Origin of the sequence: Gemmata sp. (assembly GCF_051859125.1) — a bacterium.
Classification (GTDB): domain Bacteria; phylum Planctomycetota; class Planctomycetia; order Gemmatales; family Gemmataceae; genus Gemmata.
Map to the genome: position 1 here is coordinate 13322 of NZ_JBHYGG010000258.1, position 23713 is coordinate 37034.

Consider the following 23713-nt stretch of genomic DNA (forward strand, 5'->3'; position numbering starts at 1 on the left):
GCTCGGAGGAAAGAGGATTCACCGCAGAGGGCGCAGAGAACGCAGAGAGAAATCCGACAGAGCAGAGTGCGATACGAGCCGAGATCAACGCGAGTCTGGTGCATGGTCATCCCCCGTGTACTCTCATCGCCCCCGCGGAAGTCTCGATCGCCTTGACAACCTCGCTGTACCCGTCGCAGTTCTTCGGACTGATTGTCGGGTTCTGTGGGTTCTTCACCGCATGGAACCGGCTGTAGTTCGCCAACTTCGGAACCGCCTCCAACCACACGTCTCGTTTACCCGGTCGCATCAGGACGATCACCGCTCCCCGTTCCACCGCGGCACTTACGAGTGCAAAACTGTACTCTTGCGATGGCACGCGGATCCGTCGGTGCCCGAACCGGAGGGACGGGTACGGGAAGTACACCACATTCAGGAACGACCGCGCCACGGTGACTCGCTCGAATGTCGCCAGCGGGCGCTTCAGTTTCCGGTCCCACCAATCCCCGCCGCCGATCTTGCGAAACACCGGGGCGAGGTAGAAGAACGGGTACTCCAGCGGCTCGTGAAGCAGGCTCTTTCTCACCCACTCGCGAAAAACCGGGCTCTGGCGCGCCTCTGTTCTACTCGCGGTGGCGCTCAGGCCCGGGTTGTTGCTGAGCAGCACCACGGGAGCGTCTTTGGCACCGACAAACGCCTCGGGCAGCAAGGCGTCGGTGTGGAGCCGGTATTTCGGCGCGGCCGTTCGATTGAACTCTTCGACCGCGGCTTGTTCCTCGCCTGGGAGGACGAATGGGGGCGCGTTGGGGAGTGCCGACCACGGATTCATCGTCACGGCTTTGCTCGCTTGTCGGCTTTCTCTCTGCGCTCTCCGCGCCCTCTGCGGTGAACCCTCTTCTCTTCCAACTCACACCAACTCGGTCATCACCTTGCCGCCGTTGACGAGGCCGGTCGGGCGGCCGTCGGGCATGTGCAGTTCGCCCTTGGGGTCGATGCCCATCTGCGCGAACATCGTCGCGAACAGGTCCTCGGGGCCGTAGGGGTCGGTCGCGGGGCGCTCGGCGCGGGCGTCGGTCTTGCCGACCACCACGCCGCCCTTGATCCCGCCGCCGCCCAGCAGCACCGTGAAGCACGGCCCCCAGTGGTCGCGGCCGGCGTTCTTGTTGATCCGCGGGGTGCGGCCGAACTCGCCGGTCACCACCACGAGCGTGCTGTCGAGCATCCCGCGGTCGGCCAGGTCGCGGAACAGCGCGCTGACGGCCGAGTCGTAGGCCGGCAGCAGCGTGTTCTTGAGCACCGCGAAGTTGCCGTCGTGCGTGTCCCAGTTGCTGTGGTCGATGGTCACGCACCGCACCCCGCCCTCGACGAGCCGGCGTGCCATGAGGCAGCTCTGGCCGAGCGAGTTGCGGCCGTACTCGTCGCGGAGCTTCTCGGGCTCGGCGGCGATGTCGAACGCCTGCTTCGCCTGCCGCGAGGTCATCAGGTCGAACGCCTTGTCGCGGAACGTGGCGACCGCCCCGACCTGCGCGTTCGCCCGCGCCTCGGCGCTCTTGTGGAACCGGTCGACGGTGTCGAGGAGCTTGCGGCGGTCGTCGAGGCGGTCGCTGGCGATGGCCGCGGGCGGCACGAGGTCGGGCACCGAGAACGTCGGCGCGCTCGGGTCGGCGTCGATGACGAACGGGGCGTGGGCCGCGCCGAGGTACGCCGACCCGCCGCTCGGGTGGACCTTCGGCAGCGCGACGTAGGCCGGCACCGACCCCTTCGGCCCGAGCTTCTTCGACACCACCGACCCGACGCTCGGCTTCTGGTTGTTCGGCGACAGCGTCGGGTTGAACCCGGGGGTCGGGAAGAACCCGGTGAGGATGTAGTGGTCGGCCGGGCCGTGGTCCGAGTTGTGGTGCCGGAACGACCGCACCAGCGAGAACTTGTCGAGCTGCCCGGCGGTCTTCGGGAGCAGGTCGCACATGACCAGCCCGGGCACCTTCGTTTGCATCGGCTGGAACTCGCCGCGGATCTCCGCGGGCGCGTCCGGCTTCAGGTCGAACGTGTCGATGTGGCTCTGGCCCCCGTGCAGGAACACGAAGATCAGCGACACGTCCCTCTTCGGCTTCGCGGCGTCCGACGCCCGGAGCAGTTGCGGCAGCCCGAGGGACGCGCCGAACAGGCTCGCGGTGCCGACCCGCAGGGCGTCCCGCCGGGTGTGGCCGTCGCAGAATCGCGTGGGCATGGGTCGCTCCCCCCGAAGCCGCTGCGTCGCGACGCGGCGGCTGGAATGGTGATTATTTCGCGTCGTCCTTCCGGTACGCCCGGCCGCTGCGGAACAGGTACGCGGTCGCCCCGTCGCAGCCGGTGAGCGCCTCGAACCGCTCGCCGTCCTCCGCCCGGAACTTCTCGCCCCCGAGCGGCTCGACCGGCCCGCCCTTCTTCGCCTCGACGAGCGACAGTGCGCCGTCGGCCCATTTCAGGTCCATGTGCCGCGGGCCGTTGCGGTACACGCCTGCCAGGACCGCCAGTTGATCGGCGGCCGGCTTCGGGCCGGCGTCCCGCTTCGCGGCCGGCTCGAACGGCAGCGCCAGTTCCAGTGCCTTCGCCGCGGTGCGGGGCATGCTCGCGCCGCTGCGGTTCGCCACGATGAAGAGGCCGAACCCGTGCCCCGGGGCCATCGTGAGCCGGCTGCCGTGGCCGACCCGGGAGCCGTTGTGCGTCCATACGTCGACGCCGCGGACCTTCTCGACGTGGATGCCGTAGCCGTAGTGCCCCTCGCCCGGCACCGCGGCGTGCGGCGCGGTCACCGTCTTCACGAGCGACGCCGTCAGGGCCGGCTTGCCGTCGACTTTCCCCTCGTGCAGGAACGCGATCATGAACCGGGCCATGTCGGTGCCGCTTGTGTACATCGACCCGGCCGGCCACGTTGCGGCGTTGTCGGCGGCCGGGCGCACGACGACCGGCTTGCCGCCCCGCACCTCGTGGCCGAGCGCGAGTGGGTACGTCATCGCCATTGTCGGGCGGAAGGTCGTGCGCTTCATGCCGAGTGGCGAGAACAACTCGGTCGCCATCACGTCGGCGAACGGCTTCCCCGCGGCCCGCTCGGCGACGTAGCCGGCCATCCAGTACCCGGGGCTGGAGTACGAGTACACGTCGCCCGGCTTGGTGAAGAGCTTGTCGGCCGTCCACTTCTTGATGCTGGCCCCGAGCGCCTCGTCGTCGTGCCTGCCGAACATGTCGCTCTCGTCCGGCAGCCCGGCGGTGTGCGTGAGCAACTGCTGCGGGGTGAGCGCGGAGAGTTCGGGCGGCAGCCCGTCGATCAGCTTGCCGACCGGCGCGTCGAGCTTCAGCTTGCCGGCCTCGGCGAGCTTCACGAGGACCATGCCGACGAACACCTTGGTGGTCGAGCCGATGCGGAACAGGTGGTCGGGCGTGGGCACCTCCGTGCCCTCGACGCTCGTGACGCCGAAGCCCTTCGCGTACACGACGCGGTCGCCCTGCACGATCACGACCACCGCACCGGGCACGGCGCTGTCGACGAGTTCCTTCTTGGCGACGGCTTCGAGCGGCGTGAAATCAACCTCTTTCGGCGCAGCCTGACCGTGAACCGCGGGGGCGGCGAGCAGGACGAACAGGAGTGCGGGGTGGCGTGGCACGGCGGCTCGGGCTCAGTGGTTGAACAGGAACTCGGTGCTGTTGAGCAGCGCCCACGCGAGGTCCTCGGCGGCGGCGCGGCGGCTCGCGGGGAGCTTGCGCAGGTGCCTCACGCCCACCCCGCTCTCGGCGGCCGTCGGGGGCCGCGAGAAGAAGGTCAGGTACAGCTCCTCGACCAGCTTCGCGTCGTCCTTCTGCTCGCGCACGAGCCGCGACACGGTCCCGGCCTCGTGGGTGAGTTTCGCCTGGATGTCCGGCGAGTTCAGCAGGTTCAGCACCTGCGACACGCTCGGCTCCTTGCCCCGCTCGCAGTCGCACGCGGTCACGCGGCTGGGCCGGCCGAACAGCTTCAGGAAGTCGCTCCGGGCCTTGCTGTCCCACAGTTGCACCGCCCGCGTCACCCCCGGCGAGCCCTGGAACTTCTCGGGCACGCCGAGCGACTGGCACATCATGTCGAGCAGCACCTCGGCGTCGGGCCGCTTGAAGTACGCCCGCGAGAAGTTCCGCTCGTCGCGCTCGTTCGTGTCGTTCGGGGCGGTCGTCGTCTGGTACACGCGCGACGCGGTCACCGCGACGATCAGCTTCCGCACGTCGTACTTGCTCTCGACCACGAACTTCGCGAGCCCGTCGAGCAGTTCCGGGTTGCTCGGCGGGTTGGTGGCCCGCACGTCGTCCACCGGCTCGACCAGCCCGCGGCCGAGGAGCCAGCCCCAGACGCGGTTCGAGAGGTTGCGGGCGAAGAACGGGTTGTCGGGCCGGGTCATCCACTCGGCGAGCGGCACGCGGCGGTCGCCGGTCGGGTCCGCCGCGGGCATCTCGCCGCCGAGGGCGTATGCGAACACCGGCTTGTTGGTCCGCGGGTTGGTCGTGGTGCCGGTCGCGAAGAACGCCGTCATGCCGTAGTAGTCGGTCTGCTTCCACCGGTCGAACGGGTGGTGGTGGCACTCGGCGCAGGTGATCCGCACGCCGAGGAACACCTGCGACACGGCGCTCGCGGTCTCGCCGGGCTTGGTCATCACCTTGAAGAAGTTCGCCGGGCCGACCTCGGCGACCGGCCCCTCGGCCGTGACCAACTCGCGGGCGAACTCGTCGAACGGCTTGTTGTTCGCGATCGCGCCGCGGACCCACTTGTAGTAGAGGTGCGCCCGCTGGTGCCCGAGCGGCCCGCGGTCCACGCGGAGCAGGTCGGCCCAGCGCATCGCCCACAGGTCGGCGAACTCGGGGCGGTCCAGCAGCGATTCCACCAGCTTCGCACGCTTGTCCCTGGCGGCGTCAGCGAGGAACGCCCGCGCCTCGGCCGCGGTCGGCAGCGTGCCGGTCAGGTCGAGGAACACGCGGCGGAGGAACTCGGCGTCGTCGCACAGGCCCGACGGCGCGACGTTCAGCTTGGCGAGCTTCGCGTCCACCAGCTTGTCGATGAAGTTGAGCTGCGGTTGGTTGTTCTTCACCAGCGCGCCCGGCCGCGGCACCAGCACGCTGAAGACGTTCACCTCGCCGAGGTACGCGGCCATCACGGTCGCCTCGCCGGGCACATCGCGGGTGGTGACGAGCCCGTTCGGGTCCACCACGGCGACCGCGTCGGCGTTCGACTGGAACCGGGCGTGGCGGGTCACGTCCTTCTCGGCCCCGTCGGAGTACCGGGCCGTCACCTTGAGTTGCTGGGCGGCGTTCTGGCCCATGACCCGCTCGCGGGGCTCGACCGTCAACGCGACGACGTGCGGGGCGTCGTGCGCGCCGAACGGCATCCCGGCGGCGATCCAGTTGCGGACGACGCGGTAGTCCTCGCCGCCGAAGGCGAGCTTGGTGCCGCCGCCGTGCGGGGTGCGGCCGGTGCCCTTCCGCAGGAGCAGGCTGTCGTCGGGGGACGCGGGGAAGGTGCGGCGGCCGCGGCCCTCCTTGGTGAGCGCGGCGTAGTCGGCCTCCGGGTCGGACCCGAGGACGGACAGCTTGAACCCGCCCTGCCCCTCGGCCTTGGCGTGGCAGCCGGACGCGCTGCACCCGTACCGCCCGAGGATCGGGAGGATGTCGTTCTCGAAGTGGAACTCCGCGGCCCGTGCGGTCGCGGGGGCGGCGAGGGCCAGGATGGTGAGGCAGAACCGCATGTGGGCGGCTCCGGGGGTGGCGGGTGCGGCGGGCGTTCGAGCGGGCGGTCGGCAAGCCGGGGGCGGCCCCGGTGGTCAGCGGCGGGAATCGAACACCTTGCTTTTACCATCTTCAGTGGGACGGGGCAACACCCCAGTTCGCAGAACGCGCGTTCGTTCGCGGACCGCGCGTCCGCGGGTTCGGGTCGGTCACGCCGACGGGGCGACCGGGGCGTGGGCCGGCCCCGGGGGCGCGCCGGTCGGGTCCGCCTCCGGGCGGACCGGGTGCGGGGTCTCGGGGCGGTCCGGGGCCGGCGGGTACGGGTTGTGCGGCGCGGGCGGCGGGAACAGGCCCGGGGGCTCGTCCGTCGGGATGGTCGGTCCGGGCGGGGTCGGCTCTTCGTTGGGGTTCGGGTTCGGCACGTGTGTCTCCTCGACTGGTGGAATGAAGAAGGCACGCGAAGTCGCGTGCCTGGGCGGAGCGCTCGGGTGTGATTCGCACGTCAACTTCGGTCGGGGTCTTCGCCCTTCGGGCGGCTCGCGTTGTTCCCCGGGTCGGCGCGCTCGTCCTTGTTGGTGTCGCGCCCGGCCACGGTGCGGGCGGCCGGACCTTCGTCGTGCGCCGCCTGCCCGCGGCTCTGGCCGCCCGGGTTCCCCATGCTCTCGTTGCCCTTGCCCTGGTCCCCCGGGTCGGGGGTCGGGTAGCCAGCGGTCTGGCTCGGCTCGGTCGGGGGGACCTGTTTCCGTTGCTCGACCACGGGGAGGCTCCTGTGCCGCGAGCGGGCCGACGGGTTGACGGCCCCGCTCGCGACACCGAGCCCGATGCAAACCTGGTGCCGCCGGAACCGGCAGCCGGGGCGAGGGGAAGGGTGCGTGTCGGCGAATTGGGCGAGCGGGGGACGTGAGTCCCCCGGTGAATGAGAATCGCGGTTCTACCGGGGGACTCACGTCCCCCGCTCGCCAAGATGTCCAAAGGAAGTGTCACACCCGACGCATGACTGCGGTGCGGGTGCGGCGTCACGGCGCGGCCGGGGCCGGCCCCTGGCGGCTGCGGAACATCCAGTACAGGATCGTCTTGATCTCGAACGGCTTCAGGTCGGGCTTGAGGGAGAGGATGCGGGCGGCGATCCCGGCGAGGTGCGGGGTCGCCCAGCTCGTCGCCGGCTCGCGGGCGAACGGCCCCAGGTACCCCCGGCCGTGCGCCTGGAACTCGACGTGGTCGTGCAGCCGGTACGCGAAATCGAGCGGGTCCGCGAACACCCCCTTGTCCACCGAGATGAGCGGGGTCGCGAACGCGGCCGGGAAGCTCCGGGTGATCGGGTGCTCGTTGTGCGCCGCCGCGAACACCAGCACGTCGCGGAAGTACGCCTCCTCGATCGCCCGCAGCAACTGCTGCCGCCGCGGGAGCTGTTGCAGCTTGTGCTCGGGCACCCCGAGCGACAGGTTCACCACCTTCACCTTCCACACGTCGATCGCGTGCCGCAGCGCCGCGATGACGGTCTCGACCTCGCAGCTCCCGGTCGGGCCGAACACGTCGGCCGAGTACAGCTTGGCCCCGGGCGCGAGCGTCAGGATGATGTCGGCGACGGTGGTGCCGTGCGGGCTCGACTGGTGCCCGGTGTACGCGGCCGGCGGGCCGGTCGGGGCGAACACCGCCCCCTCGATCGGCAGGATCGGCGTGCCGGCGGCGGCGAACTTCGCTTCGAGGACCGACCGCTCGACGCCCGAGTCGACGACGGCGACGGTGACACCCGCGCCGGTGGCGCGCGGGTCGCTCAGGATGCGGTCCGGGGTGAGCTTGGCGAACAGTTCGTCGAACACCGTCGGCTCGGTCATGAGGGTACCAGCAAGACTAACCACAGAGGCACAGGGGCACAGAGAAGACGGGAGGGAAATGTCCGGTCCTCGAATCGCCTCCTGCCTTCACTGTGCCTCTGTGCCTCTGTGGTTAATGTTCCGCCGTCACATTCCGGTGAGGCCGTCGAGGAGCTTCCGCAGGTCGGTGACCATCCGCACGCAGTGCTCGACCGCGACCGGGCCGTGCCGCACCGCGAGCGCCCGGACGGCCTCGACCAGCCGCAGCGTCGTCTCCGGGTCGGCGGTCGCGTTGGCGTCGATGGCCAGCCCCGCCCGCAACTGCTCCATCGCGGCCGGGAGCGGGTGGGCAGCCGCGGGGAGCGCGTCGGTCACCCCCGCGGTCGCCCGCAGCGCCGCGTCGACGGCGTCGAAGAGTAATCGGCTCGTCTGCCGCTCGGCGAGCGCGCGGCGGAGCAGATCGGCCCCGATTTCCGTCGCGGACCCCAGGAGCGAGCGGTCGGCCGGCGTGAACCCCGGGGCGGGCTTGTCGAAGAGTTCCAGCACGACGGACGTGCCGCCCCCGACCGGCAGCGGCGCGGCGAGGATCGACTGCCGCCCGACCTCGAAGGCCGTCAACTCGACGGCCCCGTCGGTGAGCACCTCCGGCCCGCTCACCAGCATCGGCTCCTGGTGGCTCACGACGCTCGCCGCCAGCGACCGCGAGAACGCGACCCCCACGGCCGGGTGCGCCTCGCCCGCCGGATTGTACGCGGAGAGCGCCTCGGTGCCGTCCGGTCCCAGGTGTCGCACGACCAGCGCGCCGTCGGTCGCGCCGGTGGCGCGGATGAGGAACCGCAGCAGCGCCCGCACGGCCTCGGGCAGCGGCACCGGATCGTTGAACGCCGCGGCCGTGCGGACGAGCGGGAGCACGTTCTCGACGGCCGTGCGGAACTCGGTCGCGGCGCGGTTCAGGGCGCGGGCGTGGCGGGCCGGGCGGATGCGGTCGAGCTGGTGCCGCACCGACTTCAGGAACGTCTCGCGGTTCAGGTCGGCGTTCTTGTCGAGGTAGTCGCGGACCCCCATGCGGAGCGCCTGGAGCGGCGTGGCGATCCCGGCGAACCCGGTGACGAGGATGGCGACGACGTCCGGCTGGAACTCGACGATGTCTTCGAGGAGCCGCAGCCCGTCGCTGCCGGACCCGAGGTTCCAGTCGAGGATCGCGAGGTCGATGGGCCGCTCGCTGGCGACGCGCAGGGCGCTCTCGGCGTCGGCCGCGGCGAACACGGCGACGCCCAGGCCCGACGACGCGAGCCACTCCTGGAACGTGCGGCGGACGGACTCCTCGTCGTCCACAATGAGAACGGTTTCGCTCATGCGGGCATATCATACGCACGGCGGCCGCCGGGGCCGCGCGGCGTCTACACTATCATCATGACCCCACGCACCCCCGCACTGCTGCTGATCGCGCACGGGAGCCGCCGCCCGGAGGCGAACGCCGACCTGTGCCACGTCGCCGACGCGCTCAAGGCCCGCGGCCGCTACTCACTCGTTCAGGTGTCGTACCTGGAACTCGCCGAGCCCGACATCGAGGGCGGCGGCGTGCTGTGCGTCGAAGCGGGCGCGACCGAGGTGATCCTGCTGCCGTACTTCCTCTCGCCGGGCAAGCACGTCGCCGAGGACCTGACCGCCGCCCGCGACCGGCTTTCGGCGCGCTTCCCCGCGGTGCAGTTCGCCCTCGCCGAACCGCTCGGCCGCCACCCGCTGATCCTCGACGTGCTCGAGCAACGGGCGGGGGAAGTGGGCTGACCCGGGGCGGTCGGATTGGTACTCTCGAGTGGGGCAGGCATTCGTGCCTGCCTCCAGACGCCTTCGGAGGCAGGCACGAATGCCTGCCCCACCGAACCCAACCAGCCACGGGCTGTGTCCCACGCCCCTTCGGGTCGCGGCTACCCGAACCACACCCGCACCTCGGCCGCGCGGGGGTGCGTGAGCCAGTCGAGCGCGGTGCCGGACGACTCGCGGAGCTTCAGCGAGTCGACCACCTTCGCGAACGCGCCGCCGGCCAGCCCGTTGGCGATCACCGCCGCGCCCTGTGCGGCGTGCTTCACCCACGCGCCCGGGAGGTCGCCCGCGTAGTGCAACTTCAAGAAACTCGTTGGCAACTCGCCGAGCGCCTGTTGAACGAGGTCCGGGTCGGTCCGGAGCAGGCTGCCGCCGTAGTAGATGTGCTGAATGCCGTGGACGTTGAGCATCCCGAACACCGTCTTCGTGAACGCCTCGCGGAACGCCGCCCGGCCGACCTCGCGGTCCGGCGCGTCGGCGACCCCGCCCCGGAACAGGTCAGCCTTCGCGAGCGGCGACAGCAGGTACGCGGCCTCGCCGTCCCACGCGCCGCCGGACCGCGGGCCGATCATCCCGGCCGTGCCGCCGGCCCCGTCCACGATCTGCCGGTCCTTGAGAACGACGACTGCGGTGAACGCCGAGCCGAACTCGACCACCGCGGCCGGCTCGTCGCTGTCGTGCCGCGCGAGGGCCAGCGCCGCCACGCACAGCTTGTCGGCGGTGCCGAGATCGACCTTGTTCAGCTTGCGGTGAGCGGGGACCGTGGGGAGGTGAATGACGCCCGGCAGGAACACCACCGGCAGGCCCGAGTCGCGGAGCGCCCGGCACACCGCGGTGAACCCGCCGACGCCGCGGGCGCTGCCCCGCTCGTCGGGCCGCACGAGAGACATGAGTTCGAGGTGCGCGTCGGTGCAGTCGGCGGCGCGAACGAGCGGCAGGCCGTAGCCCGACGGGCCGGCGATCACGTCGAACGGGCCGTGCTCGCGGAGCCACTGAACGGGCAGCGTCGGGTCGGCGCGCAACTCGTCCGGCTCGAACCGCACCTGCGCGACCGCGCTCCGCTCGTCAATGGCGAGGACGTCGAGCGAACTGGTCCCGGGGTCACACCCCGCCACGCGGATCATGTGCTCGCACCTTGGTGAGCCGCTGGCGGAGCGCCCGCAGTCCGAGCGGCAGGAGCGCGATCGCCCCGAGGAGCAGGCTCGCGGGCTCGGGGTTCGCCACGGTCACCCGCGGGGCGACGGACAGCGAGAACACGGCCGCGGCCCCGTCCTCGGTCGTCTCCACCCGCAGGACGTACTCGTGAGCGCCGAGGTTCGTGCGGGCGAAGAACGGCTCGCGGAGCCAGTAGTCGCCGACCTCGATGTTGTGGTACGGGTTCGTCCACCGGCCGTCCCACTCGCGGTGGTCCCACCGGTCCACGGCCTGGCCGTCGACCCGCAGCGCGCCGGCCCGGCCCGACGCGGTGTCCGTCACGGTCACGGAGACGCTGAACAGCGTGCTCGAATCGTAGCCGGCGACCGCTTGCGGGCCGCCCGGGAGCCCGAACCGCGCGAACCCGAGTTCGACGCTGCCGCCCGGCGCGAGTTGAAGGTTCCCCTGCGTGTCGAACGCGAGTTCGAGCGGGCCGGGCGACGGCGCACCGGGGGTTTGTTGCGTGGCGACCGAAACGCTGAAGGCGATCGGGCCGGCGGCCGCGGTCGCCGGGCCGCCGATCATCGCGAGCAATGCACAGACTAAGATCCGAACAGACATTTGCCGCTCCGGGTGAACGTGGGCGGCGGAAGATAGAGCGACCGCGGGGTCCGCGTCAACCCGGATTGTGGGGCCTCAGCGCTTCAGCCCGGCGAGGAGCGCCTGGAGCGCGCCGAGCGCCTGCTCCAGCACCTGCGGGGGCGGCACAGGGAGCCGCAGGTACGGTTCGCCGGTCTTCTCGTCGGTGCGGACGAGCGACGCCGGCGCGGCCCCGGGAGCCGCGGTCCCGCCGGCGGGCTTCGTGAACTGCTCGACCAGCGCCGCGCCGGCCCGCAGCAGCGCGGCCCACGGATCGGCGTCGGCCCCGGTATCGGCCCCGGCCCGCGCCTCTTCCTCCGCGGTCTTGCTCGGCTTGTCGGAGAACTCGCGCTTGGCCTCGGCCGCTTCTTCCTTCTCCGCGGGGGCCGGCTGCGGGATCTCCGCGGTCGTGGCTTCGACCGCCTCCATAAACTTCGTGAGCCGCGTGCCGCCGAGTTGCACGTCGCCGGCCCCGCCGTCGAGCACCCCGGCGAACAGCGACGACTTGAACGCCAGCACCGACAGCATCCCCTCCTCGATGGTCCCCTTCGCGACGACGTTCAGCACCCGCACCGGGTTCCGCTGCCCGAGCCGGTGGACCCGGCCGATCCGCTGGCTCAGCACCGCCGGGTTCCACGGCAGGTCGGCGTTCACCACGACCGACGCGAACTGGAGGTTGAGGCCGACGCCGCCCGCGTCGGTGCTGAAGAAGATGCGGCAGTTCGGGTCGGTGCGGAACGTCTCGACCAGCTTCCCGCGGTCCCGGCCCGGCACCCCGCCGTGGAACAGGACGTGGCCCCACTTCTTCTTCTTGGCCGCCCGCACGAGCAGCTCGTGCATCCGCACCCACTGGCTGAACACGACCGCCTTGGTGCCGGGCTGTTCGAGCGCCTCGTCGAGCAGCGTCGTGACCTCGCCCGCCTTGACGCCGTGGTCCGTCTTCGGGTCGAGCAGGTACGTCGAGTCGCACACCATCCGCATGTTCTGGAGCGAGATCATGAGCCGCCGCTTGTCGGCCTCGGAGAGGAACTTGAACCGCCGCCACTTGTGGACGATGCGGGCCACCTCCTCCTGGTTCTCGGTGTGCAGGTCGCGCTGGTGCGGGGTCATCGGCACGAACACGGTGCTCTCGATCCGCTCCGGCAGCTGCGCGAGCACCTCGTCCTTGCGGCGGCGCACGAGGACCGGCGCGAGGGTCTGGCCGAGGCGGTTCAGGTCGCGGTACCCGACCACCTTGCCGACCGCGTCGCGGACCTGGTGGTCGTGGAGCAGCCGGAACGTCGGCCCGAGCCGGTGCGGGTCCACGAACTGCACGATCGAGATGAGTTCCTCCAGCCGGTTCTCGAGCGGGGTGCCGCTGAGCACGACCGCGTACGGCGAGCGGATCAGCTTCACGCTCCGGGCCGCCCGGGTGGCCCAGTTCTTGATCCGCTGCGCCTCGTCGAGGATGACCAGGTCCGGCCCCCACGCGGCGATCAGGTCGAGGTCCGCGTGGACCGTGTCGTAGTTGGTGACCTTGAAGAACGGGGCCGGGTCGGCGAACCCCTCGACCCGCTTCGGCTTCAGCCCCTCGATGACGCCCACGGTGCGGTCGGTGAACCGCTTCACCTCGTTCTTCCACTGGTGCTTGAGCGACGTGGGGCACACGACCAGCACCCGCTCGACGCCGAACAGCCGGGCCATGACCTCGGCGGCGGCGATCGCCTGGGCGGTCTTGCCGAGCCCCATCTCGTCGCCGATCAGGCACCGGCCGGCGCGGGCCGCGAACAGCACCCCCTCGCGCTGGTAGTCGTACAGCGGCACCTTGAGGAGCCCGTCGAGGCCGGGGCTGCGGACGCCGTCCGGGAACGCCTCGGCCACCTTCGCGGCGCGCGCCTCGGCGTCGCGGACCTCGGCGAGGTACTCCAGCACGTCGTCGCCGATCCGCAGGTCAGGGTCGAGGGCCGCCGCGGCCGCCGCGAACTCGTCGAACCGGGCGACGGCGTGCGGCTTCAGGGTGCCGGCGGCGTCGAAGAACTTGGCGGCCAGCTTCGCGAGCGCCGGGTTCGGCTCGGCCGCCGGGCGGAAGCACACCCGCCGCTGGCTCCCGTACCGGAGCACCACCTCGGCGTGCGGGGCGCAGTACCCGGCCCTCAGCTCGGCCGCGGCCTTCCGCGACCGCTCCAGCTTCGCGAGGGTGAACTCGATGTGCTTGCAGGTGCCGAGCGTGTTGGTCGCGAAGTCCGGGCAGGTGCAGGCGCTGTCGCCCGGTGCGGTGCCGCGGACCGTGACGCGGTAGGTGCGGCGGGACTCGGGGTTGGTGACGAGGAAGTCGGAGAACGCGAGCCCGCCGCCGACGTTCTTGAGGGTGAACTTCTGCTCGCGGCCGAACTGCCGCCGGAGCCGCGTCTGCCACTCCTCGACGGTCATCCCGGCCGGCGGCTGCGTCCGCGACACGGCCGGCTCGGCCGCCTTCGTCTTGCGCTTCGGGCCGGGCTTGCTTGGCATGTGTCGGTTCGCTGAGCGGGGCGACGTAGATGCGGTCGCGGAACACGATCGCGTGACCGGTGCGTGGGCGAGCGTGGTGCCCCTCACCCGCCGCGAGGCGCGGCGACCTCTCCCCGTAGGAACGGGGCGAGGTGGGGGTGGCTGGCCCACTTCCCGAGCCGCCCCAGCCGCGGTGCTGGTGAGGAGCCCGGCGAGCCCCACCTCGCCCCGTTCCTACGGGGAGAGGTCGCGACGAGTCTGCGAGTCGCGGGTGAGGGGCAGCTACCCAAACCTCGCCCCCGCAACGTCGCCTCATTCCGCCAACGATTCTTACTTCATTTCCAGCGCGAGTTGGTAGATCTCTTCTGCGTCGAGGACGAGGTTGTTGGCGGTGAACAGCTTCGCGACCGCGGCCTTGTGGAGCTTCATCTTCGAGCCGCCGACGCCGATCGCGCCGTAGCACACGGTGCCGCCGTGGTCGGCCCCCGCGTCGAACAGCTCGATCCCCTCGATGCCGGCCGGCGGCACGCCGTTCAGGTCGATCGCCACCTTCAGCGTCTTGCACGTGTCGCGGATCTTCTTCGGCAGCAGCACGGCCTTCGCCGCGCCGGCCGCGATCACCAGCGCCCGCCCGTCGAGCGCCGGCGGGCCGTCGGCCGACGAACTCACGCCGACCGCTTCGAGCTTGGCGTCGGGGACGAACTTCCGCACCGCGGCGCACACGGCCTCGGCCTTGTCCTTGTGCCGCGAACCGACGCGGACGTGCCCGCCGCACCGGGCGAGCAGACGCACGACCCGCTGGCCGACCGGCCCGGTCGCGCCGAGGACGAGCGACTTGGCGGTCCCCAGGTCGAGGTGGCGGCTCGCGGCCCGGACCGCGGCGGCGGCGGTCGTGTTCGCGCCGTTGGAGTCGAGCAGCACCGAGACGCGGAACGGGTCGAGGGCGGCCCGCACCGCGGCGACGAGCGCCTCGCCGGCCGCCACGTCGGACCCGCCGACGAAGATCGCGGTGCGGTGCAGGTCCTTCACCCCGCGGGTGAAGATGCACCCGTGGACGAGCGGGGTCACGGTGTCGGGGGTGACGCCGCCGTAGCTGAAGACGTGCTGCGCCCCGGCGTCGACGGCGACGACGCGGTCGAACACGCTCGGGAGCGGGTCGGTGTCGAGCTGGACGAGGATCGTGGGCTTGTCGCTCATGTCCCATCGCTTGTCGAAAGAGGGGGAGACACGGAGACAAGGAGCAGGGGAGGAAAGCCGGAGCGGGTGCCTTCACTCCCCCTCTCCGTGTCTCCCCCACTCCCCCTCTGACTTCGGGGTCATTCGAACGGGTGCTTGGTGTCCTTCTTGGCGATGATCTCCTCGATCGAGGGCGACGCCTTCATCGCGTTCCTGATCGCGAGCTTCACGGCCTCGTAGTTGTTCTTGTAGATCTTCTTGTTGTCGTTGGCGCTCGGGGCGATGAACACCCCGCAGACGATGACCCAGTCCTCGGCCTTGTCCTTGGGGAGCACGCCCTCGACGACGCTGTCAACGACGGCGCGGGCGACCGCGGCCTGGGCCGGGCCGAACATCTGCATGACCTGGGCCGACTTCTTCATCGTCACCTTGGTGACGGTGACGGTCGCGGGCTTGGCCGGGATGTTCGGGGAGACGACCGCGAGCAGGTTCGTGTGCCCGGCGCTCTGGTTGGCGAGGGCGCTGGCGAACGCGGCGCCAACGGGGCCGTCCTTCGGCCCGATCAGGAGGTCAATGTGGGCCACGTTGTCGAGGTCGCTGCCCTCAATGACCAGGCCCTCGCCGACGTAAAACGCGGACATGAGACGCTCCGTTCGTGGGAGTGGAAAATTTGTAAGCCGACCGCATTGATGTAAGCTGCGCGACGTGCGAAGGCAACCGGATTCTATCGAGGGGGGCGGTTCCGCGGCCGGGCGGGCGCCGGGCGGGACGGGGGTGCGGCCGGCGGTTCGGGCGAACCCCGAGCGCCAGCGAGGGGGTGCGCCTCACCCCCTCAACGCGAAACCAGAACTCAGACCATGGTGCCGTCGGTCCCCGAGGACTCGTCGCCGACGCGGGACAGGAGCCACGCCATGAAGATCAGCACCGCGACGACGCCGATGATGAGCAGGACGCCCAGTTCGGGGCTCCCGGCGGGCGGGGCGTCGGCGGCCGCGTCGGTGTGCGCGGCCTCGGTCGTCCGCGTCGCGAGCGACGACGGGACCGGCGCGGCGGCGGCCGGCGCGGCGGCAACCGCCAGCGCGAGGGCCGCAACGAGCACACGAACCCTGGCGAGTGTGGCGAACATCGGACGCCCTCCCGGACCGGCGGTTCCGCTCCTACTGTCGGGACACTGAACTCTACCGTATTGTTCGCGCGCCGGACCCGGGGATGAAGCGGAATCGGGGGAATCGGGCCTGTCGCCCCAGAGAGTGGGTCACTCGCTCCGCGAGTGACTCCAGCCGCACTTCGGAACCGGCCGGGAACCTCGGGAGTGCCGGGGCGCGACTCGCGGAGCGAGTCGCCTACCGTGCGAGCTCCCGGCTCATACCAGGTCTGGGAGATCAGGAGCTGTGGTTGTCTTGACCTCCCCCTTTGTGGGGGAGGTCACCACGAGTCTTCGAGTGGCGGGTGGGGGATGGCTGCGCGACTCGTAAAGGCATCCCCCCCACCCGGCTCGCCGAGCCTCGGCACCCTCCCCCACCAAGTGGGGAGGGCAAGAACACACGGTGCGACGGGTACGGATCACTCGAATTCGGTGTCACGACACCTTCTTCGCGGCGGCGATGAGCTCCTGGCAGTGGCCCTCCAGGTCGCCGTTGCCCTGCTCCTTCGCCTTGGCGAGGCCGCGCTCGGCGAAGCCCAGGGCCTTCGCCCCCTGCTTCAACCGCAGCATCTCCTCGGCGGCCGCGGTGTAGAACTTCCCCTCGTCCGGGTGCCGCGCGATGATCGCGTCGAACGCGACCGTGGCCTTGTCCGCGTCCTTCATCTTCACGAACAGTTGCGCCCGCTTCAGGCCGTAGTCGAGCGCCCGCGAGCCGCCGTTGTGCTCGGCGTCGTACTTCTCCCCCTGCTCCGACAGCTCGACGGCCTTCGCGAGGTCGCCGGCCACCGACGCGCCGGTGATCGCGGCCGCGTACAGCGGGTACCGGTCCGGCCGGGTCGGGTCGAACGGCTTCAGCACGCCGGCCTGCGCGAACGCGACCGCCAGTTCCTTCGCGTCGAGCTTTAGCGCGGCCCGCATCGCCTGCTCGGTCTCGTCGACCGACAGCGACGCGAGGTCGAGCGCCGCCAACTCTCCGGCGTTCATGGCAGCGATGTCGCGCTTCTTGGGCGCGGCCGCCGGGGCCGGGGCGGCGGGCGCAGCGGCCTCGGGTGCCGGCGCCGCGGCGGCCGCCACCGGGGCGGGCGCGGCGGGCTCCGCCGGGACGCTCACCTTGGGCGGGTCGGCCGCGACGTACTCGAGCCCGAGCTTGTGCCGCAGCGCGTCGAACGAGTACACGTCGATCGGCACCAGTTGCTCGCCGATCTGCTTGTGCGGGGTGACCGCGTCGAAGCAGTCCTCCATGAACTTGATGACGCCGAACACCCGCTTCCGCAGGTTCGAGCTGCCGACCGCGTCGACCGGCGCGTTCCCGGCCAGCGCCTTCTGCGGGCGGTGGATCCAGACGTTCTCGAAGTAGTTCCGGGCGTGGTCCCTCAGTTTGCCCTCCATCACCGAAACGTCGGACGTCTGCACCGGCTGGGCCAGCGCCTCCAGGGCCACGTCGCCGAGGCTGATCGGGGTGGTCGTCTCCTGCGGGGCCTCGACCGCGAGCTGCAGGTTGGCCCGCATCTCGTCGGCCACCTTCGCGGCCGACTCGCGGTTCGGGTGGGTGACGCGGATCGCGCCGCCGGCGACGATGAGCTTGGCCGCGACCCGGGCCAGGGTCGAGCCCCCGACGGCCAGGAGCGACGGCATCTCCTCGACGATGACGCCCATGATGAGCCCCCGCTCGGGGTCGCTGCGGACCCCGCGGAGCTTGCCGCTCTTGCCCCACGCCTGGAGCACCTGCATGACCGCGTTCGGCTCGCGGATCGGCATGATGAAGCCGTGCGCGACGTGGTCCGAATCGGCCTCCATCCCGTGCCCGCACCGGAGCACCTCGACCAGCGCGCCGGCCTCCTCGGCCCGGCGGTCGTCGCCGTCCAGGTCGATGGCCTTCTGGAGCGCGTCCACGGCCTTCGGCTGCTCGCCGAGCCACGCGAGGACGACGCCCAGGTTGAACCACGCGGCCGGGTCGTCCGGGGTGAGGGCGGTGAGCTGCTCGAACGCCTTGCGGGCGTCGCCGAGGCGGCCGGTGGCGAGGGCCGCGGAGACCGGCTTGGCGGTCGGGCGGAACGCGTACTTCTTCCGGGCCGCGACCGGCAGCGGGCTCTCCTCGCCGAACTCGGCCTCCAGTTGCTCGCGGAGCTCCGCGACGCCGGGCTGGAAGTGGACCGCCCGCTCGAGGGCCGCGCGGGCCGCCACCGGGCGGTTGAGCATCGTCTCGTGCTGGTACACCTTCAGGTAGACGTTGGTGAGGGCGTCGTGGGCCTCGGGGTCGTACGAGTCGGCTGCCTTCCGGTAGAGGAGCAGCGCGCCGATCAGCTCGCCCTCGTTCTCGCGGAACTGGGCGCGGAGGAAGTGCGCCATGCCGAAGTTCGGGTCCAGCTTCAGCGCGTGCGACACGGCCTCCTCGGCCGGCTCGGCCTGGCCCGAGTTGTACAGGAACTGGGCGTAGTACCCCCAGACCGCGGCCTTGTCGGCGTGCTTGGTGGTGAGGTCCTTCATGGCGGCGAGGGCGGCCCCGTGCTGGGCCTGCTGCTCCAGCGCGAGCGCCCGCTCGACCTCGGGGTAGTACGAGGCGCAGCACCACTTGAACTTCTTGCCGCTGCCGCACGGGCACGACATGTACGGATCGAGGGCCATATGGGAATCCTGATGGGGACGGCGGTCTCGGCCTGTGTACGGAGTAGTCTAGCGGGAACCCGGGGCGCGGCCGGGCAATCTCTCGGGAACCAACCTCTCGACAAATCGCGACTTGGGGTTTACGATCTTGACTACGGCCGCGCCGCTAACACCGACCCGCTCCCCGCGTCCGGGGGCCGCCTCGAACGGGGACCGAGGCGGGCTCCGGGCGGGGGCCGACCCGCGGCGGCGGGGGCCGAACGAACGCGGGACCAGCAGGAAGGTCCCGTCACGACCCGCGGGGAGGGTCGGGTTGGGCCTGAAATCGGACCCGCAATGGTTTGACAGGCCCAAAAACCGTCCTAATTTTACGTGCCCACAGAACACCCGTCGGGAATGCGTCCGGATTTGGTCCCGAACCAACCGCGCGGCCGCCTCCCGACCCTGCGAAGGATGACCCCGATCATGGTGACCGGTGACCTCGGCGCGTGTGAGTGGTTCGTTTGGGACCTCCGCCGGAGTGGCCTGATCGACCGCGGCCAACTCGATACGATCGTCGGGGAGTTCCTGCGGAAGAACCCCCGGGCGGAGGCCCCGGCCCTCGCCGAGTACCTCGTCAACCACGGGACGCTGACCAACTTCCAGGCCGAGCGGGTCCTCAACAGCAAGTCGGCCGGCCTGGTCCTCGGGCCGTACGTGCTCCTCGACGCCATCGGCTCGGGGAGCATGGGCCAGGTGTACAAGGCCAGCTCAAAGAACGACGCCAACCTGTACGCCGTGAAGGTGCTCCCCCGCCGGAGCATGTGGAACGTCCGCCTCGCCCGCCGCCAGGTGCGGTCGTTCGCCAACTTCTCGCACCCCGCGGTCATCCCGTTCATGGACGTCGGCACCGCCGGCGGCCTGCACTACCTCGTGTGGCCGCTCGTCGAGGGCAACACCCTCGAGTCGATGGTGCAGCACAACGGCAAGCTGCCCCCCAACCAGGCGGCCCTCTACGCCCTCCAGATCGCGCAGGGGCTCACCGACGCCCACCAGAACAGCCTGTTCCACGGGCTCGTGAAGCCGTCGAACGTCATGATCGGCGACGACAACCAGGCCCGCATCCTCGACTTCGGCATCGGCTCGCTGCTCGTCGAGAACGAGGGCGAGAGCCTCGTCGACACGATGTCGACCGCCAACACGCTCACCAGCGGGCTCGACTGCGCGAGCCCCGAGAGCATCATGGAGCCGACCAACCGCACGCCGGCCGGCGACCAGTACAGCCTCGGGTGCGTCCTCTACTACTGCCTCACGGGCCGGGTCCCGTTCCCCGAGGGCAGCGCCGTCGAGAAGATGATGGCGCACCAGACCAAGGACCCGATGGCGATCCGGGAGCTGGCCCCGGACGTCCCCGACGAGCTGGTCGAGATCGTCCGCAAGCTGATGGCCAAGACCCCGGAGGCCCGGTTCAGCGGGTGCGACGAGCTGGTCGAGGCGCTGGAGCCGTTCGTCGGCGACCCGGCCGCGGTCCCCGGCGGCGTCCCCGGGCGCGGCGGTGCCGGCACGGGCTCCAGCGGCGCGATGCCCGCGCTGGGCAGCCGGCCCGGGAACCGGCTCGGCGGCGGGTCCGGCCCGAAGATGCCCGGCCTGCCCCCGAAGGGGCCGACCACCACCCCGGCCCCGGCCTTCGGGGGCCGCGCCAGCCCGACCGCCCCGCCGGCCCCCACGCGGAACCCGGCCCCGCCGGCTCCGAGTCGGTCCGCCCCGCCGCCCCCGCCGGTTCCGACCCGGGCCGGGTCGAACCGGGCCGCGCTCCACGTCCCGCCGCCCCCGCCCGTGGACGACGACGAGGTCGACGCCGGCGCGATGCCGGTGCGTGCCCCGGCCATGGAGAGCCCCCGCGGCGGCCCGAAGATGCCGACCCGTGCGGCCACGAGCGGGCCGCCCCAGCGGGCCAAGGCCCCGCCGCCCCCCGACCCCATCGAGGAAGAGGCCGAGGCGAGCGAGTGGGCCGAGGAGGAACCGACCCGCAACTCCGTCCGCGGCGGCCAGTCGCGGCGCGGCGGTGGCGGCGGTGGCGGCGAGGGCTTGGGCCAACTCGGCCTCGTGATGGTCGTCGTCGTGCTGATGGTCGGCGCGTTCTTCGTCGCCCGCATGTTCATGCGGTGACCCGGGCCCGAACCCGGCCGCAACGAGAACGGGGGGCTCGCGCCCCCCGTTGTGTTTTCCCCCGCTCGACCCCTCACCGCTTCGCCATGCGCGTCAGGATCTCGATGCCGCGGTGCAGGGTCTCGTCGCTCGCGGCGTACGAGATGCGGAAGTGCGTGTCGCGACCGCTGAACACGCCGCCGGGGATCACCAGCAGGTTCTCCTTGATGCCGGCGGTCGCGAACTCGGTGCCGGTGCCCCACGGGGCCTTCGGGAACAGGTAAAACGCGCCGCCCGGCAGCTCGAAGTCGTAGTGGCCCCGGAGCCCGGCGGCGAGCAGGTCGCGCTTCCGCTTGTAGTCGGCCACGATCCCGGTCACGTCGAAGTCCAGCGCCGCCGCGCCGCCCCACTGCACGATGCTCGGCGCGCACACGAACGTGAACTGCTGCATCTTGGCCATTTCCTGCACCAGCCGCTTCGGCCCGTGGACCCACCCGAGCCGCCACCCGGTCATGCCGTAGGTCTTGCCGAACCCCTCGACGACCAGCACGTTCGGGTCGTACGCCGCCGGGCTGTGCGGGGGGCCGTCGCAGTGGAACGCCCGGTAGATCTCGTCGCTGATGAGCAGGATGCCGCGCTCGCGGGCCAGTTCGACGAGCGCCTTCTGCGCGGCCGGGTCGATCACCGCGCCGGTCGGGTTCGACGGGGTCGAGAGGAGGATCGCCTTCGACCGCGGGGTGATCGCGGCCCGCACCTTCTCGGGGTCCACGCGGAAGTCGGGGTACGTGTCCACGGTCACGAGCTTGCCGCCGGCGAGCGCGACCATGTTCGGGTACGCGACGAAGTACGGGTCGGGGGTGACGACCTCGTCGCCGGGGTTCACGACCGCGAACAGCGCCAGGAGCAGCCCGCCGCTGGTGCCGCTGGTGACGATGACGTCGCGGTCCTGGCCGGGGAACCGGGCGGCCGCGTCGGCGACGAGCTTGTCGCGCAGTTGCGGGACGCCCTGGGTGACGACGTACCCGTTGTGCCCGCCGTCGATGGCGGCCCGGGCCGCGGCCTTGATCGGCTCGGGCACGTCGAAGTGGGGCTGCCCGATGCTCAAGTTCACCGGGTCCCTGAGCGACTTGCCCAGCTCGAAGATCTTGCGGATGCCGGAAATCTCGACCGCCCTGGTGCGGTCGGCGAGCAGCGACTCGGGGAACATAGCGGAACCTCGGACCGAGGATTAACCACAGAGGCACAGAGAAAACGGGAGAGAACGAGTCCGTTCAACCCGTCTCCCGCTCTTTGTATTTCTCTGTGCCGCTGTGCCTCAGTGGTTAATCCCCGGTCACCCGTCGGCGCGGGCGTACCGCTCCCAGAGGTGGTCGAGGCGGGCCTGGGCGTCGGCGAGGGGCACGGCGTGGTACCGGCCGTCGCGCTCGGTGACGAGGCCGGCCTTGACGAGCTTCTGGAGCGCGTCGCCGATCTCGAAGTCGACCTCCAGGCCGAGCCGCCGCTCCAGGTCGAGTTCGACGTAGTCGTCGATCTCCGGGGCCGCCCACCCGGTCTCGCCGGCGTACCGCCACAGGTAGAAGTACCCCAGCAGGATCTCACGGACCTCCTGCTCCTCGGTCTCGTCGAGGAGCCGGAACATGACCCCGCCGTTGTTGTCGAGGTTCTGGTAGTACAGGCTCTGCGTCAGTTGCAGCGTGTATGTCTGCCGCGACACCTGGAAGCTGTACCACGTCTTGTACCCGTACCCGGCGATGAGCACGATCGGGCCGTACAGGGCCATCACGCTCCCGGTGACGATCGCGGTCGTGATCGTCGAGAGGCTCTCCCAGAGCTTCCACCCCACGTACCCGATGGTGCTGGTGACCGAGCCGCCGAGCTTGAGCCGGTCGAACCGCGGCATGCGGATCCGGCCGCCCGGGACGAGCATCTCGATGTCCATCTGCGGGATGTCCTTGAACAGCTTCAGGAACACGCTCTTCACGTCGGCGTCCGGGCCGAGCCGGCGGTGCGGCTGCTGCTTGAAGATGACGGCGACGCGGGCGAACGTCGGCACCTTCACCTCGGTGGCCTTCCACCGGAGAATCGGGTGCCGGCGGGTCCGCTTGCCGAACCCCTTGCCGCGGTAGAACACCTCGACCCGCTCGAACGCGTCCCAGGGTACGTCGAGGTCCACGCCCCACTCGCTGGCCCCGCTCATGATCGCCTCCATCTCCTCGCGGGACAGGCGGACGTAGTTGGCCCGCTCCATGAGGTGGGTGAAGGTGGCGAACAGCTTGGCGAGCACGGCCGCCCGCTCCTCGGGCCTGAGGGCCGCGAGGGGCTTCGGGTCGGCGTCCGGGTCGAACGCCGCGTAGGTCTCCTTGAGCTGGCGGATCTCGCCCAGGTAGCTGATGTGAACGTGGCCGAACACGCTGCGGGTGAACCGGCGGAACGCGGCCTGCTCGTCGGGCGCGAGGGGGCGGGTGCCGTCCGGGCCGGTGTCGGCGCACAGGAACCCGGCCAGGTCCGCGGCGCGGACCGGGATGAAGTGCTCGCGGTCGCGGAACTCGGACATGGGGGCGCGCCGGGAGGGAGGGGTTGCGAGCCGCGGGCTTGTTGCCGGTCAGGTCAGGATCTCGACGCCGTACTTGGCGCACAGCGCCTTGACCGCCGCGGTGTCGTGGTCGGGCACCGCGTCGACTTCGAGGAAGTAGTTCGCGAACCGCCCGGGGATCACGGTCAGGAGCAACTTGCCCGGCCCGGTGCCGGCGTTGCGGAACGTGTGCGGGATGTCGCGGGGGGCGACGACCATCGCACCGGGCCCGGCGGTCAGCTTGTCGGTGCCGAGGGTCAGCTCGAACTGGCCGTCGAGGACGTAGAAGATCTCGGTCTCGTGCTTGTGGACGTGCAGCGGCGGCCCGTGGCCCGCGGGAATGTCCTGCTCGAGGACCGCGTACGCGCCGCCGGTCTGCTCGGGGAGCACCTTGAACACGCTCTTCGACCGCAGGACGCCGACCGCGGGCCCCTCGCCGGGCAGCCGCACGATCGGGACCGCGGTTTCCGTCTCGCGGAGGAACGGGTGGGGTTCGGCCATCGCATCTCCTTT

General features: G+C 71.0%; 20 protein-coding genes. 2 read left to right on the top strand and 18 right to left on the bottom strand.

Features of this window, described 5'->3' with window-relative positions:
* Positions 1-106: 106 nt before the first annotated feature.
* From ACTIGN_RS23745 to ACTIGN_RS23780, 8 genes are all read right to left on the bottom strand, one after another.
* A complete protein-coding gene (locus ACTIGN_RS23745; RefSeq protein ID WP_439628497.1) occupies positions 107-814 on the bottom strand; it encodes a hypothetical protein in 708 nt (235 codons plus the stop codon).
* A gap of 72 nt (positions 815-886) precedes the next feature.
* Positions 887-2206, bottom strand: coding sequence for a DUF1501 domain-containing protein (locus tag ACTIGN_RS23750; RefSeq protein WP_439628499.1), 1320 nt, complete (start codon positions 2204-2206; stop codon positions 887-889).
* A 52-nt stretch (positions 2207-2258) separates the two neighbouring features.
* On the bottom strand, positions 2259-3620 hold the full coding sequence (locus ACTIGN_RS23755) for a serine hydrolase domain-containing protein (protein WP_439628501.1): 1362 nt from the start codon (positions 3618-3620) through the stop codon (positions 2259-2261).
* Between the two features lie 12 nt (positions 3621-3632).
* On the bottom strand, positions 3633-5720 hold the full coding sequence (locus ACTIGN_RS23760) for a DUF1549 domain-containing protein (protein WP_439628503.1): 2088 nt from the start codon (positions 5718-5720) through the stop codon (positions 3633-3635).
* 189 nt (positions 5721-5909) lie between these two features.
* Positions 5910-6122, bottom strand: coding sequence for a hypothetical protein (locus ACTIGN_RS23765; RefSeq protein ID WP_439628505.1), 213 nt, complete (start codon positions 6120-6122; stop codon positions 5910-5912).
* Positions 6123-6202: 80 nt separating this feature from the next.
* Positions 6203-6457: a hypothetical protein gene (locus ACTIGN_RS23770; RefSeq protein WP_439628507.1), complete on the bottom strand. Its 255-nt coding sequence runs from the start codon at positions 6455-6457 to the stop codon at positions 6203-6205.
* A 259-nt stretch (positions 6458-6716) separates the two neighbouring features.
* Complete coding sequence (locus ACTIGN_RS23775; RefSeq protein WP_439628508.1) at positions 6717-7535, bottom strand: S8 family serine peptidase; 819 nt, start codon at positions 7533-7535, stop codon at positions 6717-6719.
* Between the two features lie 126 nt (positions 7536-7661).
* A complete protein-coding gene (locus ACTIGN_RS23780) occupies positions 7662-8870 on the bottom strand; it encodes a response regulator (RefSeq protein WP_439628510.1) in 1209 nt (402 codons plus the stop codon).
* Positions 8871-8927: 57 nt separating this feature from the next.
* On the opposite strand from ACTIGN_RS23780, the gene ACTIGN_RS23785 reads away from it, so the two are divergent.
* Positions 8928-9302 (top strand): sirohydrochlorin chelatase, encoded by a 375-nt coding sequence (locus tag ACTIGN_RS23785; RefSeq protein WP_439628512.1) that lies wholly within the window; start codon positions 8928-8930, stop codon positions 9300-9302.
* Positions 9303-9442: 140 nt separating this feature from the next.
* Here the strand turns inward: ACTIGN_RS23785 and ACTIGN_RS23790 are convergent, their stop codons facing one another.
* The 7 genes from ACTIGN_RS23790 to ACTIGN_RS23820 all read right to left on the bottom strand — a co-directional run bounded on the left by ACTIGN_RS23790 (position 9443) and on the right by ACTIGN_RS23820 (position 18522).
* Positions 9443-10462: a DUF1464 family protein gene (locus ACTIGN_RS23790; protein ID WP_439628514.1), complete on the bottom strand. Its 1020-nt coding sequence runs from the start codon at positions 10460-10462 to the stop codon at positions 9443-9445.
* On the bottom strand, positions 10440-11093 hold the full coding sequence (locus ACTIGN_RS23795) for a hypothetical protein (protein WP_439628516.1): 654 nt from the start codon (positions 11091-11093) through the stop codon (positions 10440-10442). Before ACTIGN_RS23795 ends, ACTIGN_RS23790 begins: the two co-directional genes overlap by 23 nt.
* A gap of 75 nt (positions 11094-11168) precedes the next feature.
* Entirely contained in the window at positions 11169-13598 is a 2430-nt protein-coding gene (locus ACTIGN_RS23800; protein WP_439628518.1) for a DEAD/DEAH box helicase, read from the bottom strand.
* A 309-nt stretch (positions 13599-13907) separates the two neighbouring features.
* Complete coding sequence (locus tag ACTIGN_RS23805; RefSeq protein WP_439628519.1) at positions 13908-14774, bottom strand: methylene-tetrahydromethanopterin dehydrogenase N-terminal domain-containing protein; 867 nt, start codon at positions 14772-14774, stop codon at positions 13908-13910.
* Positions 14775-14893: 119 nt separating this feature from the next.
* Complete coding sequence (fae, locus tag ACTIGN_RS23810; RefSeq protein ID WP_439628521.1) at positions 14894-15394, bottom strand: formaldehyde-activating enzyme; 501 nt, start codon at positions 15392-15394, stop codon at positions 14894-14896.
* A gap of 209 nt (positions 15395-15603) precedes the next feature.
* Complete coding sequence (locus ACTIGN_RS23815; RefSeq protein ID WP_439628523.1) at positions 15604-15879, bottom strand: hypothetical protein; 276 nt, start codon at positions 15877-15879, stop codon at positions 15604-15606.
* Positions 15880-16332: 453 nt separating this feature from the next.
* Entirely contained in the window at positions 16333-18522 is a 2190-nt protein-coding gene (locus tag ACTIGN_RS23820) for a tetratricopeptide repeat protein (RefSeq protein WP_439628525.1), read from the bottom strand.
* Between the two features lie 432 nt (positions 18523-18954).
* Here ACTIGN_RS23820 and ACTIGN_RS23825 point away from each other — a divergent pair, with 432 nt between their 5' ends.
* Positions 18955-20649 carry a serine/threonine protein kinase gene (locus tag ACTIGN_RS23825; protein WP_439628527.1) on the top strand — a complete coding sequence of 565 codons (1695 nt, stop codon included), beginning with the start codon at positions 18955-18957 and terminating at the stop codon, positions 20647-20649.
* Between the two features lie 73 nt (positions 20650-20722).
* Here the strand turns inward: ACTIGN_RS23825 and ACTIGN_RS23830 are convergent, their stop codons facing one another.
* The 3 genes from ACTIGN_RS23830 to ACTIGN_RS23840 form a co-directional block, all read right to left on the bottom strand.
* Positions 20723-21835 (bottom strand): pyridoxal phosphate-dependent aminotransferase, encoded by a 1113-nt coding sequence (locus ACTIGN_RS23830; protein WP_439628528.1) that lies wholly within the window; start codon positions 21833-21835, stop codon positions 20723-20725.
* Between the two features lie 126 nt (positions 21836-21961).
* Positions 21962-23182: a DUF3754 domain-containing protein gene (locus ACTIGN_RS23835; protein WP_439628530.1), complete on the bottom strand. Its 1221-nt coding sequence runs from the start codon at positions 23180-23182 to the stop codon at positions 21962-21964.
* 48 nt (positions 23183-23230) lie between these two features.
* Complete coding sequence (locus tag ACTIGN_RS23840; RefSeq protein ID WP_439628532.1) at positions 23231-23701, bottom strand: cupin domain-containing protein; 471 nt, start codon at positions 23699-23701, stop codon at positions 23231-23233.
* Positions 23702-23713: the final 12 nt, after the last annotated feature.

Bases quoted from the DNA above. Each gene is read 5' to 3' on its own strand.
- ACTIGN_RS23750 (WP_439628499.1), bottom strand. From the start codon at position 2,206: ATGCCCACGCGATTCTGCGACGGCCACACCCGGCGGGACGCCCTGCGG.
- ACTIGN_RS23760 (WP_439628503.1), bottom strand. From the start codon at position 5,720: ATGCGGTTCTGCCTCACCATCCTGGCCCTCGCCGCCCCCGCGACCGCA.
- ACTIGN_RS23775 (WP_439628508.1), bottom strand. From the start codon at position 7,535: ATGACCGAGCCGACGGTGTTCGACGAACTGTTCGCCAAGCTCACCCCG.
- ACTIGN_RS23780 (WP_439628510.1), bottom strand. From the start codon at position 8,870: ATGAGCGAAACCGTTCTCATTGTGGACGACGAGGAGTCCGTCCGCCGC.
- ACTIGN_RS23785 (WP_439628512.1), top strand. From the start codon at position 8,928: ATGACCCCACGCACCCCCGCACTGCTGCTGATCGCGCACGGGAGCCGC.
- ACTIGN_RS23790 (WP_439628514.1), bottom strand. From the start codon at position 10,462: ATGATCCGCGTGGCGGGGTGTGACCCCGGGACCAGTTCGCTCGACGTC.
- ACTIGN_RS23795 (WP_439628516.1), bottom strand. From the start codon at position 11,093: ATGTCTGTTCGGATCTTAGTCTGTGCATTGCTCGCGATGATCGGCGGC.
- ACTIGN_RS23800 (WP_439628518.1), bottom strand. From the start codon at position 13,598: ATGCCAAGCAAGCCCGGCCCGAAGCGCAAGACGAAGGCGGCCGAGCCG.
- ACTIGN_RS23805 (WP_439628519.1), bottom strand. From the start codon at position 14,774: ATGAGCGACAAGCCCACGATCCTCGTCCAGCTCGACACCGACCCGCTC.
- fae (WP_439628521.1), bottom strand. From the start codon at position 15,394: ATGTCCGCGTTTTACGTCGGCGAGGGCCTGGTCATTGAGGGCAGCGAC.
- ACTIGN_RS23815 (WP_439628523.1), bottom strand. From the start codon at position 15,879: ATGTTCGCCACACTCGCCAGGGTTCGTGTGCTCGTTGCGGCCCTCGCG.
- ACTIGN_RS23820 (WP_439628525.1), bottom strand. From the start codon at position 18,522: ATGGCCCTCGATCCGTACATGTCGTGCCCGTGCGGCAGCGGCAAGAAG.
- ACTIGN_RS23825 (WP_439628527.1), top strand. From the start codon at position 18,955: ATGACCCCGATCATGGTGACCGGTGACCTCGGCGCGTGTGAGTGGTTC.
- ACTIGN_RS23830 (WP_439628528.1), bottom strand. From the start codon at position 21,835: ATGTTCCCCGAGTCGCTGCTCGCCGACCGCACCAGGGCGGTCGAGATT.
- ACTIGN_RS23835 (WP_439628530.1), bottom strand. From the start codon at position 23,182: ATGTCCGAGTTCCGCGACCGCGAGCACTTCATCCCGGTCCGCGCCGCG.
- ACTIGN_RS23840 (WP_439628532.1), bottom strand. From the start codon at position 23,701: ATGGCCGAACCCCACCCGTTCCTCCGCGAGACGGAAACCGCGGTCCCG.